The 12,175-nt window shown below is 72.3% G+C and carries 11 protein-coding genes; 5 read left to right on the forward strand and 6 right to left on the reverse strand.

The annotated features are described in order from the left end of the window. Positions 1–187 precede the first annotated feature (187 nt). On the reverse strand, positions 188–1,843 hold the full coding sequence (gene betA / locus ABGB17_RS30515; protein ID WP_347635745.1) for a choline dehydrogenase: 1,656 nt from the start codon (positions 1,841–1,843) through the stop codon (positions 188–190). A gap of 125 nt (positions 1,844–1,968) precedes the next feature. Here betA and ABGB17_RS30520 point away from each other — a divergent pair, with 125 nt between their 5' ends. Next, positions 1,969–2,739 (forward strand): IclR family transcriptional regulator, encoded by a 771-nt coding sequence (locus ABGB17_RS30520; protein WP_347635749.1) that lies wholly within the window; start codon positions 1,969–1,971, stop codon positions 2,737–2,739. On the opposite strand, the gene ABGB17_RS30525 is transcribed toward ABGB17_RS30520, so the two are convergent. Beyond that, positions 2,729–3,844: an aromatic ring-hydroxylating dioxygenase subunit alpha gene (locus tag ABGB17_RS30525; RefSeq protein ID WP_347635753.1), complete on the reverse strand. Its 1,116-nt coding sequence runs from the start codon at positions 3,842–3,844 to the stop codon at positions 2,729–2,731. The two genes, ABGB17_RS30520 and ABGB17_RS30525, sit on opposite strands and share 11 nt — an antisense overlap. A gap of 603 nt (positions 3,845–4,447) precedes the next feature. Here ABGB17_RS30525 and ABGB17_RS30530 point away from each other — a divergent pair. Continuing rightward, positions 4,448–5,197, forward strand: a complete 750-nt coding sequence (locus ABGB17_RS30530; protein WP_347635876.1) for a GntR family transcriptional regulator — start codon at positions 4,448–4,450, stop codon at positions 5,195–5,197. A 120-nt stretch (positions 5,198–5,317) separates the two neighbouring features. Next, entirely contained in the window at positions 5,318–5,695 is a 378-nt protein-coding gene (locus tag ABGB17_RS30535; RefSeq protein ID WP_347635757.1) for a hypothetical protein, read from the forward strand. 124 nt (positions 5,696–5,819) lie between these two features. On the opposite strand, the gene ABGB17_RS30540 is transcribed toward ABGB17_RS30535, so the two are convergent. Then, a complete protein-coding gene (locus tag ABGB17_RS30540; RefSeq protein WP_347635761.1) occupies positions 5,820–7,142 on the reverse strand; it encodes a hypothetical protein in 1,323 nt (440 codons plus the stop codon). Between the two features lie 159 nt (positions 7,143–7,301). On the opposite strand from ABGB17_RS30540, the gene ABGB17_RS30545 reads away from it, so the two are divergent. Further along, positions 7,302–7,871, forward strand: coding sequence for a gamma carbonic anhydrase family protein (locus ABGB17_RS30545; protein WP_347635764.1), 570 nt, complete (start codon positions 7,302–7,304; stop codon positions 7,869–7,871). 42 nt (positions 7,872–7,913) lie between these two features. After that, the gene (locus ABGB17_RS30550; protein ID WP_347635766.1) at positions 7,914–9,266 is read left to right on the forward strand and encodes a hypothetical protein; all 1,353 of its coding nucleotides are present in this window, start codon (positions 7,914–7,916) and stop codon (positions 9,264–9,266) included. A 673-nt stretch (positions 9,267–9,939) separates the two neighbouring features. On the opposite strand, the gene ABGB17_RS30555 is transcribed toward ABGB17_RS30550, so the two are convergent. From ABGB17_RS30555 to ABGB17_RS30565, 3 genes are read right to left on the reverse strand one after another with little or no spacing between them, the layout of a single operon-like run. Next, positions 9,940–10,221 (reverse strand): metal-sensitive transcriptional regulator, encoded by a 282-nt coding sequence (locus ABGB17_RS30555; protein WP_347635770.1) that lies wholly within the window; start codon positions 10,219–10,221, stop codon positions 9,940–9,942. Between the two features lie 28 nt (positions 10,222–10,249). Then, on the reverse strand, positions 10,250–11,326 hold the full coding sequence (locus ABGB17_RS30560; protein WP_347635774.1) for a glycosyltransferase: 1,077 nt from the start codon (positions 11,324–11,326) through the stop codon (positions 10,250–10,252). Next, on the reverse strand, positions 11,323–12,132 hold the full coding sequence (locus ABGB17_RS30565) for a hypothetical protein (protein WP_347635778.1): 810 nt from the start codon (positions 12,130–12,132) through the stop codon (positions 11,323–11,325). The genes ABGB17_RS30560 and ABGB17_RS30565 overlap by 4 nt, the downstream gene beginning before the upstream one ends. Positions 12,133–12,175 lie beyond the last annotated feature (43 nt).

Below are 12,175 nucleotides of genomic sequence, written 5' to 3' on the forward strand. Positions count from 1 at the left end.
GAGGGCGCCAAGGCCCTGCGGGCCCTCCGGCCGCCAAGGGAAAGGCCTGGGGCAGGCCTCACCACGCACTTCAGTTGCGTATGACGCACCAGAATGCTTAACGAGGAACAGAATCGACCCTCAGCCGGAGCCCGTCAAGGCCCGTCATGGTTCCCTCGGCGACAAAAAAGCCGCACCACGCGGCACGTCACGAGGTGAGGGGGTGCCGGTAGAACTCCACCGGCTCCGGCGGGAGCGGCGTGTCGCCGCGGATCAGGTCGGCGGCCTTCTCCGCGACCATCATCACCGGGGCGTAGATGTTGCCGTTCGTCACGTACGGCATGACCGAGGCGTCCACCACGCGGAGGCCGTCGAGGCCGTGCACCCGCATGGTGAGCGGATCCACCACCGCCCCCTCGCCCACGCCCATGCGCGCGGTGCACGAGGGGTGCAGCGCGGTCTCGCCGTCCCTGGCGACCCAGCGCAGGATCTCCTCGTCGCTCTCCACCGACGGGCCCGGGGACAACTCGCCGGCGTTGAACGGGTCCATGGCCGGGCGGGTGAGGATGTGCCGGGCCACCCGCACCGCCTCGACCCACTCCTTGCGGTCCTGCGCGGTGGACAGGTAGTTGAAGCGCAGCGCCGGGCGCTCGCGGGGATCGGCCGAGCGTATGCGCACCGAGCCGCGCGCGTCGGAGTACATGGGGCCGACGTGCACCTGGTAGCCGTGCCCGCCGGCCGGGGCCGAGCCGTCGTAGCGCACCGCGACGGGCAGGAAGTGGAACATCAGGTTGGGGTAGCGCACCTCGTCGTTGCCGCGCACGAAGCCGCCGGCCTCGAAGTGGTTGGTGGCGCCGGGCCCGTCGCGCAGGAACAGCCACCGCGCGCCGATCCACGGGCGGTTGCGCCACTTCATCGCGGGCTGCATCGACACGGGCTTCGCGCAGGCGTACTGCACGTACACCTCCAGGTGGTCCTGGAGGTTCCGCCCGACGCCCGGCAGCTCGTGCGCCGGCCGCACGCCCGCGGCCTTCAGCACCTCCGGGTCGCCCACGCCGGACAGTTGCAGCAGGTGTGGCGTGTTGATCGCCCCGCCGCACAACACGACCTCGCCCGCCCGCACCGTGCGGCCGTTGTAGCGCACCCCGACCGCGCGGTTCCCCTCGAACACGATCTCGGTGACGAACGCCCGGGTCCTGACCTCAAGGTTCCGGCGCCGCAGCACCGGATGCAGGTAGGCGCGGGCGGCCGACAGGCGGCGCCCACGGCGGATGTTCCGGTCGAACGGCGCGAAGCCCTCCTGGCGGTAGCCGTTCACGTCGTCGGTCAGCGGGTGACCCGCCTCCTGCACGGCCTGGAAGAACGCCTCGAACAGCGGGCCGCGTGCCGGTCCGCGCTCCAGCACCAGCGGCCCGTCGTGGCCGCGGAACGGCGTGCCCGGGTCGGCGGTGCAGTTCTCCATGCGCTTGAAGTAGGGCAGGCAGTGCGCGTAGTCCCAGGTCTCCATGCCGGGATCGGACGCCCAGCGCTCGTAGTCCAGGGGGTTGCCGCGCTGGAAGATCATGCCGTTGATGCTGCTGGAGCCGCCGAGCACCTTGCCGCGCGCGTGGTAGATGCGGCGGCCGTCCATGAAGGGCTCCGGCTCGGACTCGTACTTCCAGTCGTAGAAGCGGCTGCCGATGGGGAACATCAGCGCCGCGGGCATGTGGATGAAGACGTCCCAGAGGCTGTCGGGGCGGCCGGCCTCCAGGACGAGGACCTTGGTGGCGGGGTCGGCGGACAGGCGGTTGGCCAGCGCGCTGCCCGCCGAGCCGCCGCCGACGATGACGAAGTCGTACATGTGTCCCTCGTCTCGCTCACGCATCAGGCGCGTGCCTACATTCGTAGCGATTGACGCATAAGGGTGCGTAATTCGCAACAGTCCGTCCCGCCTGAGCCGCCCCGGAGCCAAATGGACGACGTCACGGCCGACCGCCTACAGTCCCCGCTATGGGCAACGATTCCTCGGCCGGCGTGCAGTCGGTGGACCGCGCCATCAGCGTGCTGGAGATCCTGTCCCAGCGCGGCGAGGCCGGGGTCAGCGAGATCGCCGCGGAGATCGGCGTCCACAAGTCCACCGCGTTCCGGCTGCTCGGCGCCCTGGAGGCGAGGAACCTCGTCGAGCAGGCCGAGGACCGCGGCAAGTACCGCCTCAGCTTCGGCGTCATCCGGCTGGCCGGCGGGGTCGCCGCCCGGCTCGACCTCACCCAGCAGGGCCGCCCGGTGTGCCGCAGGCTGGCCGAGGAGATCGGCGAGACCGTCAACATCGCCGTCGTGCGGTCCCACTACGCCGTCAACCTCGACCAGGTGCGCGGCCCTTCGGCGGTCACCGCGCACAACTGGGTCGGCCAGCTCACCCCGCTGCACGCCACCTCCAGCGGCAAGGTGCTGCTCGCCCACCTCGACGAGCGCCACCGCGACCAGTTGCTGACCGCGGGCGGGCTGCCGCGCTTCACCCCCGCCACCATCACCACCGCCGAGGAGCTCGTGCCGCAGCTCGACGAGGCGCGGGCCCGGGGGTACGCCGTGACGCTGGAGGAGTACGAGATCGGGCTGAACGCCGTGGCCGCCGCGGTGCGGTCGTACGACGGCGAGGTGGTGGCCGCGGTGAGCGCCTCAGGCCCCGCCTACCGCTTCAGCGAGAAGCGCATGCACGAGCTGGCGCCCGTCCTCATCGAGGGGGCCGCCGACATCAGCCACCGCCTGGGGTTCAGCGGCTGAGGCCGAGCCTGCCCGCCACCCAGTCGTGGAACTCGGCGATGTGGTGCTCGCTCGGCACCAGCACGCCGCCGCCGGCGTACGCCCGGGACGCCATCGCGGGCTGGCAGCGCTCGCACGCCGCGAAGTCCTGCTCGTTGACCCGGTGGAACAGCTCCACCGACGGGCCGAGGTCGGCGCCGCCGGCCACGACCTCGGGCAGGAACAACCAGTCGCACTCCACGACGGTGCGGTCCGCGGCCAGCGGGAACATGCGGTGCACGATCGCGTGGTCGGGCACCAGGTTGACGAAGACCTGCGGCCTGATGGTGATGGCGTAGTAGCGGCGGTCCTGGTCGGCGCTCACCGTGGGGATGCGGGCCACCCCCGGCGAGCCGTCCACGGTGAACCCCTGGATGTCCGTGCCGAACTCGGCGCCGTGCCCCACGAAGTACTGCGCGGCGTACCCGTCGGCGAACTCCGGCAGCACCTCGGTGAGCTCGGGGTGGATGGTCGCGCAGTGGTAGCACTCCATGAAGTTCTCGACGATGAGCTTCCAGTTGGCCTTCACGTCGTAGACGATCCGGCGGCCCACCCGCAGCCGCTCCACGCCGTAGTTCTCGATGGACGCGAGGTCGCCGAGCCGGGTGACCACCGCGCCGAGCACGTCCCGCTCGAACGGCGGCGGGCTCTCGGCCAGGCACACCCACACGTAGCCGAGCCACTCACGCACGTGCACGCGGACCAGGCCGTACTCGACGCGGTCGACGTCGGGCATCTTGCCGAGGTTGGGGGCCGCGATCAGCGTGCCGTCCAGGTCGTAGGCCCAGGCGTGGTACGGGCACTGGAACGCCCGCCGCACCCGCCCGGTCTTCTCCACACACAGCCGCGCGCCGCGGTGCCGGCACACGTTGAGGAACGCCCGCACCGTACCGTCGCCGGCGCGGCTGACGATGACGCTCTCCCTGCCCACCTGGACGGTGCGGAACGCGCCGGGCCCGTCGAGGTCCTCGGCGCGGACCGCGCAGAACCACATGGCCTCGAAGATCAGCTCCTGCTCGCGCCGGAAGACGGCGTCGTCGGTGTAGAGGCCGCCGCCGAGGGTGGCGATGAGGCTCGGGGGAGACACTGGAGTCACCGCGGGCACCCCTTCAGTTGTGAATGACGAAACGCGAATCGCTATGCGAAACAGACTGCGATCCTGGTGAGCGGCTGTCAATACGCCCGCGAGGGGTCCGCGAACACTCCCTGTGACCGCCGCGGCATGCCCGCACGGCATGGCGGACCCTTGCCTCAGCGCCACCTTCCCGTAACCCGACCCTCCGGTCTCCGGCCCGCCCCGGGGTCAGGTGCCGGACCTCCCACCGGAAAGATGTCCGCCGAAACACCGCGGCGGCAACCCCGGCGATATGGCGTGCAAGCCATATTCCTCTGGCTTCACACGGGCCGCGCGAGCCTTCCCGCGCATCGACGCCGCAGGTCCGGAGGGACGCGCGCGGCGGCCTGCCGAACGGGGGCCGCGGCGGGCACCACCGCGCGTGACCGAGGCCTGGGATAGCGGTTGGGACCGGTCCAGGCTAACGGCTCAGCGAAACCCCCGGAGATCACCACACAGGCACGATCCGCGCAAAAGAAGCACGGGACCATCCTGCGTATCTGTGCGATCGTGGACAAGGCGGGGCAAGTTCTCTGGAGACGCAGAACCGCGTTGGTGACTGAGGGTGATAGCGTGATGGAGTCCCCGGTACCACATGAACCCCCGATCTATCGCCGCATCGCGGATCGTCTGCGCCAGGCGATCCTGGCCGGCGATCTGCGGGACGGGGATCGGTTACCGGGCGAGAACGCCCTCATGTCCGAGCACGGCATCGCCCGCGCGACCGCCAGGCAGGCGCTGGCCGTCCTCATCAACGAGGGCCTCGCCGTGCCGAAGCGCGGCTCGGGCGTCTACGTGCGGCGGTTCCGCCCCATCCGCCGGCACGGCTCACGCCGCCTGTCCCGCGAGCAGTGGGGCGCCGGCCGGGCCATCTGGGACTCCGACACCAGCGGCCGTCCCTACACGGTGGACGACCTCACCATCACCAGGGAACCCGCGGCGGACGAGGCCGCGCGCGTGCTGGACTGCGAGGAGGTCTGGGTGCGCCGGCGCCGCTACTCGGTGGACGGCCGCCCCGTGCAGCTCGCCGCGTCACACTTTCCCGCGCTGCTGGTCGCCGACACCCCCATCGTCGTGCCGGACACCGGACCCGGCGGCGTGTACGCCAGGCTGCGCGACCTCGGGCACGCGCCCGCGCACTTCACCGAGGAGGTGCGGGCGCGGATGCCCACGCCGGAGGAGTCGGAGAAGCTCGGACTGCCCGCGGGGACGCCGGTGATCGTGGTGTGCCGCGCGGCGTACGCGGCCGGGGGCACGGCCGTCGAGCTCAACAAGATGATCATGGACGCGGCGTCGTATGTACTTCAGTACGACTTCGACGCCTGAGTCAAGCCCTACGAACCGGCGTTAGATTGACCTGTCCACCCCGAACATTGATTTCTCTAGAGAAGTCCCGCAACGTGAAGGGGAACGGTACAAACCAGGCCCTAGGGAAGGGTGGACGGGATGTCGTTCGACCGGCACCTCGCCGAAATCGCCCGGGAGTTCCCTGACTGGACCATCTGGCGTAGCGATGCCGGACGGTGGTGGGCCACCCGGCACCACCCTCTCAGCGACGCCGAACGCAAGGCCGGCTGCGCCATGACCATCGACGCCGACGACCCGGCGGGGCTGCGCCTCGGTCTGCTGGAACAACAGGGATGCATGTCCACCGCCCACCGCGCCCCGGCCGCGGCCGGGCCCGCCGTCGAGCCGTCCCGCCCGCCGCCACCCGTGACGCCGTCCACCGGCCCGGCCGCCGTGGGGGCGGCCGGGCCGGACCAGGAGCCCCCCGCTCCCGGCCCGGACGACGCGGAACCCGACGGCACGACACCGCCACCCTGAGACCTCGCCGGCCGCTTCGCGCGGACGGCAGGCGCGTAAACCTCCGACCCGATCGGGGGCGAAGGTTTCCGCGACACCGCCCGGCGGGCCCACGGGGTCTGCTCCCGTGGGCCCTCAGGCGTCCCTACGGGGCGTCGGCCGGCCGGGCGGGCTTCTCGAAGAAGCCACGGGCCCGGGCGGGCGAGTCGGAGGAGTCGTAGAGGGAGTCGCGGACGTCGCGGGTGTCGTCACCGGGGTCGAGCGACTCGAACGGGCCGCGGGCCGCGTGCACGCCCGGGGTGTCGTCGGCAGGCGCGCCGTCCACGGGGGACGGGGCGTCCTTCCCGAAGTCGCGGGAATCGTCGCCGTGGTCCGTCCCGCCCTTGCCGAAGGCGGGGGCGTCCTTCTCGTGGTCCGGCTCACCCGTGCCGAAGGCGGAGGCGTCCTTGCCGAAGTCCGGCTCGTCGGCGGTGAAGCCGCCGAACCGGTCGTCGACGTCGTAGGGCGCGTCGGCCGGGGTCTCGGGGGACTCGCCGTCCTTGGCGGCGGCCTCTTCCGTCTTCGCGGCCTTCTCGGACACCGGGGCGTCCTGGTCGCCCGGGTCGTCCACCGTGCCGATGACCGGGCGCGGCGGGAGCACAGAAGCCTCGTCGATCAGCGGGCCCGCGGAGTTCTCGCGCTGCAGCAGGTCGGTCAGCACCGTGCCCATCTCGTTGAGGCGCCGCACGACCTCGGTGTGGGTGTCGGTGAGGAACGTCACCCGTCGGCCGGTGTGGTCGTCCAGGGACGTCGCCCGCCGCTGTGCGGAGCTCAGCATGTCGGCCGCCTCGGCCTTGGCGGACTTCAGCGTGGCCTCCGACTCGGCGCGCGCGGACGTCAGCGTGGCCTCGGCCTCGGCGTTGGCGTCGCTGATCAGCTTCTCGGCGTCGCGCTGCGCGGAGGTCAGGGTGCGGTCGGCCTCGGCGCGGGCGGCACGCAGCGTCTCCTCCGACTCCTGGCGCGCCGCGCCCAGCGTCTCCTCGGCGTCCGACCCGGCCTGGGCCAGCAGGCGCTCGGCAGAGGTGGTGGCCTCGTGCACGCGGCGCTCGGCCTCGGCCTGCGCGGCGGAAAGGATGCGCTCGGACTCGGCCGCGGCGTCCTCACGCACCTTGGCGGCGTCGTCGTCGGCTGCCTGGCGCTTGGCGCGGGCCTCCTCCTCGCCGAGCTTGAGGATGGCGCTCAGCCGCTCGCCGATCTCGTCGTAGTCCTGGGGCGCCTCCGCGAGGCGACGGCGGGCCTCCGCCAGCTCCACCCGGCCCTGCTCGGCCTGATCGATGGCACGTGCCAGCCGCTCCTCGAGGTCGCGGATCTGGTTGCGCATGCGGGTCATGTGATCGTGGACCTGGCGACGGCTGTATCCGCGCATCACCACCTCGAAGCCGAGGTCCTCGTGCATCATGTCGGGAAAGCTGTCGTGCTGGTTCGTCATGGCTGAGCCCTGGGGGTCTGGATGCGGGTGTGTGGGGGTGTTCACGTCAGGACACGACTTTCCTGCGATCGGCCGCGCTCCGCAACCCGAACGGCCGACGTCCCGGCACGGCGTGCGGCCCGGGACCGCGCCGCCTCCGGCGTGACATCATGACGAATCATGTCTGAGCCGACCGGGCCCGCCCCGCACGCCGTGCCGTACGTCGCCGCGCTCGGCGTCGCCGTACCCTCCGTGCACCCGGAAGCCTACGTGGCGCCCACCGCCGTCGTCGTGGGCCGGGTGCGTCTCGGCCGGGCCACGAGCGTGTGGTACGGCTCGGTGCTGCGCGGCGACGACGAAACCATCGACGTGGGCGAGGAGTGCAACATCCAGGACCTGTGCTGCCTGCACGCCGACCCCGGGTCGCCCGCCGTGCTGGAGGACCGCGTGAGCCTCGGTCACCGCGCCACGGTGCACGGCGCCCACGTGGAGACGGGCGCTTTGGTCGGCATCGGCGCCATCGTGCTGAACGGGGCGCGCGTCGGCGCGGGCTCCCTGGTCGCGGCCGGCTGCGTGATCGGGCCGGGCAAGCAGATCCCCGCCGGCGTGCTGGTCGCCGGCATCCCCGGCAGGGTGGTCCGCGACCTCACCGACGCCGACCGCGACTCGTTCGCCCGCACCCCGGCCAACTACATGGCCAAGGCCGTGCTCCACCGCACCGCCCGGCCCCTGCCGTACACGGCGGAGTGACACCCCGGGATCGCGGACCCTCCCGGCAGTAGCATTGCCGCCGTGCAGTGGGATCCTTTCGACGCCATCGAACGGGATGTCCGCGCCATGGTGGCGGACCCGCGGTGGGCGGACGTCCCGGCTTCCACGCAGACGCAGGCGATGGCGGCGCGGCTGCTCGCCACGCCGGACGGCGCGTGCTGGCTGTTCGGGGCGCACGCGCGGTGGTACCGCCACGACGGCACCGACGGGTTGTGGCACCTGGCGGCCCCGCCGTTCTCCGACGACGCGCGCTCGGCGGCCCGGCCCGCCTACCCGGCGCCCGCCGTGCCCGAGCACCTGCTGCCCCGCGCCGCCCACCTCGCCTTCGACCGCGGGTCGGTGCAGGCGTTCGTCGGGCCTGACGTACCGCGCGCGATCACCGAGAGCGTGCGCGGGCTGCTGGACGCGCAGCGCGGCCTCCGCGGCGAGTTCCTCGGGGTCGCGGGGCCGCTCAGCGAGGCGTTCTACAACGACGTCCCCGCCCCGGTGGCGATGGTCTGGGGCACGATCATGTGGTGCGCCTACGCCCCGGCGTTCGACGGCAACGAGGTGCTGCTGTCGATGTTCGGCGAGTTCCTCGCCCGTCCACTGCCGGGCGACGACTGGGTGCGGTGGCTGCCGCCGGTGCCGCTGTCCGCGCTGATCGAGATGTACGCCGGCCCGCTGGCCCGGGGCGCGCAGGGCGCCGCGCTGCGCCTCGCGGGGCTCGCGGCGTCGACGGCCAGGGTGCTGCGCTCCGACCCGCGCTTCGCCCCCCGCGCCGAGGCGCTGCTCACGATGGTGGAGCCGCTGGCGGCCCGGCCGTGGCTGGACCACCACGCCAGGGACGCCGCCACGCTGCACCGCACGTGGCTGGCCCGCTGCCCCGCCCACCTGGCGCCAGCCGTGCTGCCGGAGACGGCGCCGGGGGAGCACTTCAGGCACGTGCTGTACGACCTGGTGCAGGCCCTGGCGTTCGTCGGCGGCCAGGGCGGCGATCCCCGTGCGACGGCCGCGGCGCTGCTCGCCGCCGACGTGCAGACGGTCGCGCCCGAGGCCGCGGGGCGGCTGGACCCGTGGCTGGACGCCGAGTCGCGCCGCACGTACCAGACCGCGTTGTCGGCGCCGGAGGACCCCCTGCGCGACTGCTGGCCGCGCGCGGGCGAGCCGGCCCCGGACCTGCTGCCGCCGGACCGCGCGTCGGCGGCGGCGCTGCTCGGCGCGGGGTACGCCACGGGCCTCGCGTGGTGCCGGCTGACCGGCACCGAGCCGCCCGCCCACGGGTTCCCGGTGTCCGCCGCCACGGTCCGGTGCCTGATCCATCAGCGGGACGACCCCGCGGACCCATTACCTGGAGTCCCAGATGTCTCGCCGGAATGGATACGTCACTCCTGACGAGCTTGGGCCTACGCAAACAGGTTATTGGGCTATTTTTTACTTACTTCGCGTATATCATTCCCCGCCCTCCTATCAGGGGTTTTGACGGAATTGTGATCTCGGAACCGGGAAATGGTCTCCACAGGGACACGGGAGGGTCTGGCGAATGGTCACGATGGGCCATGTCGTCGAATGCCGCCCGGTCGTAACCTCGAAGTGGGTGTGGGCTGCGGAAGGAAGGACGACGCGGTGGGGCACGACAACCTGGACTCACGGGTCCATGACCGTGTCGCGTTGGACGAGATCGCGCTCTACGCGGAGGTGCTCAGCGCCGTCGCTGTCAGCGAACGCGAGCTGACATTGGATGAGCTCGACAACGCGCTCGGATTGCGCACTTCGGTGAGTCACTGAAGGAGCTCGCAGAACTGGTCCCGGACTCCCTGGGAGTTCGGGACGGTTTTGCGAAGAGACCCCCCGCTCGCGACACCCGCGCCGCCATCGGACTAGTCCTCACGGGCCGCCGGACCCATGAGAGCCCACGCGGCGCACTACTGCCGAACCAGCGCCGAACTAGCCCGCCGGCTAGGCCTGTTTTCCGCACGAGCCCGAGCGCCCCTGATCAGGTGTCGTGCGACATCCGGTGCGGTGAGTGATCGGTCCAGGTCGCCGAGGGCGAGGTCGGAGAACGGGGCTAGGACCTGACCAGCCTGGCGATCGCCGCCGAGGCTTCCTTGACCTTCGCCTCGGCCTCCGGGCCGCCCGCGCTGATCGCGTCGGTCACGCAGTGGCCGATGTGGTCCTCCAGCAAGCCGAGCGCCACGGCCTGGAGCGCACGGGTGGCCGCGGACACCTGGGTCAGCACGTCGATGCAGTAGGCGTCCTCCTCCACCATGCGCTGAAGCCCCCGGATCTGGCCCTCGATCCGGCGAAGCCTGGTGAGATAGGCCTGCTTGTCGGCGCTGTACCCATGCATACCGCCCACGATACCTGTTCGGGGTATCTCAGCGGGTGCGCAAACGCTCCACCAGTTCCTCCCAGCGCGCCGCGACGACGGACGCCTCGTGCGCGGCCGCGGCCTCCCTGGCGCCGGCCGCCAGCATCATGCGGCGCCGCCCGTCGTCGATCAGCGCGAGCAGTGCCGACGCGTACGCCTGGAGCTCCTGCTCGCCCCGGGAGACCAGCACGCTGTCCCGCCCGGCGGTGACGAACTCCCCCGGCCCGCGGGTGCCCTCGAACCCCACCACGGGCACGCCGCAGGCGAGCGCCTCGATCACCGTCATGCCGGGCGACTCGGCGTGCGAGGTGACGGCCACGATGGACGCCTTGGCGAACTCCCCCTGCAGGTCGGGCGTGATGCCCATGAAGTACACGTTGTTGTGCAGGCTGAGGTCGCCGACCAGCGCGCGCAGCCGCTTCTCCTCCGGGCCGCCGCCGTACAGGCGCAGCCGCCAGTCGGGGCGCTTGTCGGCCACGATGGCGAACGCGCGGATCAGCGTGTCGAACGCCTTGCCGGGCAGCCACCGCCCGCCCGCCGACACGATGCGGTTGTCCATGCGCGACCTCGGCCACGGGCCGCGCGGCAGGGCGTCCGGGATGACCTCGACCGGCGGGCCCTCGCCGTCGAGCAGCCGCAGGAACTCGTCCTTGGTGGTCTCGGTGGACGCGACGACGGCGTCGAGCTTGGGGTAGAACCGTCGCACCGCGCCAGGGATGGACGGCCGGCTCCACTCACGGGTCAGCCGCACCACGTCGCGGGACACGTGCCGGGCCGCCTGCACACCGAGGCTCGCCCGGGTCGTGACCAGCACGTCCGCCCGCAGGCCGCGCAGGGTGCGCCACAGGGCCATCTCGGTGCGCATCTGGCCGCGGGGCAGCAGGTGGCGCACCCCGGGCCGTGCGTCCACCAGCCAGCGCACCGTGATCTTGGGGTCGATGGGGAAGAACGGCGCCTCCCGCACCCTGCGGACGCTGACGATCTGCACGTCGTGCCGCGTCGCCAGCTCGGCGGCGAGGTTGAGCACGGCCCTGGTGTCGCCACGCATCCCGTAAGCCGAGGGGAGCAGGAAGCAGATCCTCATCCGCCCACCTCGAGGCGCAGCTCGTCGTCCGCGGTGTAGCAGGGCCGGATCGGCACGCCGTCCACCTCGGTGTCGGGGTACTGCACCCGGCGGCGTTTGCCGTCCACGTCGTCGATGCGGGCGCCGAGCGGCAGCGGCTCCGTCAGGCCGTCCACCTCCAGCGACGGTTTCCACAGGCCCTCGTACTCGGGTGTGGCGGCGAGCACGTCGCACAGCGACAGGGCGGCGTGGAACCGCACACCCTGCACCGTCGCGGCGGCGGTCACCACGCCGTCGGGGCCGGCCGGGGGCCGCAGCGCGAGGCGGGCGGGCCGGTGGGCGTCGTCGTCGGTGAAGCCGGTGTACGCCAGCAGGCCGGTGACCTCGAAACGGCCCTCGCGGAACCACACGGCGCGGACGTCGGCCACCGGGTCGGCCGCGACGACGCGCAGCGCCAGGTAGCCGTTCAGCGTGCGGTAGGCGCGGTACGCCAGGGTGCGGCGGCTGAGCGCGTAGGCGTCCAGGCGGTCCAGCGAGAAACCGGGGTCCACGCAGTGCACGCGGGTGCGGCCGCCCCTGCCGGGCTCGCCGTTCTCCAGGTAGGTGTCCCAGCGGCCGGGGCCGAGCGCGAGAGGGGCCAGGGAGACCGCCACCGACACGTCGTGCGCCTCCGCGCCCGGCGTGCCGAGCACCACCGTGCTCTCCGCGCCGCTGCCCCGCTGCCGTAACACCAGCCGCGTGCCTTCGGGAAGGGGCTCCTCGATGGCAAGGCGAAGCGAGAGGACGTCGGCCATGGTGACCTCGGCATCGGTAACGACAACGCGCACCGGCGCCCCCTCCCCGTCGATTGAGCCGCGACGTTGAGGTTAC

The sequence above is a fragment of the Sphaerisporangium sp. B11E5 genome (assembly GCF_039871875.1).
Lineage (GTDB): Bacteria > Actinomycetota > Actinomycetes > Streptosporangiales > Streptosporangiaceae > Sphaerisporangium.

Coding starts and splice junctions, on each gene's coding strand:
- ABGB17_RS30560 (WP_347635774.1), bottom strand. CDS start 11,326: ATGAGGATCTGCTTCCTGCTCCCCTCGGCTTACGGGATGCGTGGCGAC.
- ABGB17_RS30530 (WP_347635876.1), top strand. CDS start 4,448: ATGGAGTCCCCGGTACCACATGAACCCCCGATCTATCGCCGCATCGCG.
- ABGB17_RS30535 (WP_347635757.1), top strand. CDS start 5,318: ATGTCGTTCGACCGGCACCTCGCCGAAATCGCCCGGGAGTTCCCTGAC.
- ABGB17_RS30545 (WP_347635764.1), top strand. CDS start 7,302: ATGTCTGAGCCGACCGGGCCCGCCCCGCACGCCGTGCCGTACGTCGCC.
- ABGB17_RS30540 (WP_347635761.1), bottom strand. CDS start 7,142: ATGACGAACCAGCACGACAGCTTTCCCGACATGATGCACGAGGACCTC.
- ABGB17_RS30555 (WP_347635770.1), bottom strand. CDS start 10,221: ATGCATGGGTACAGCGCCGACAAGCAGGCCTATCTCACCAGGCTTCGC.
- ABGB17_RS30520 (WP_347635749.1), top strand. CDS start 1,969: ATGGGCAACGATTCCTCGGCCGGCGTGCAGTCGGTGGACCGCGCCATC.
- betA (WP_347635745.1), bottom strand. CDS start 1,843: ATGCGTGAGCGAGACGAGGGACACATGTACGACTTCGTCATCGTCGGC.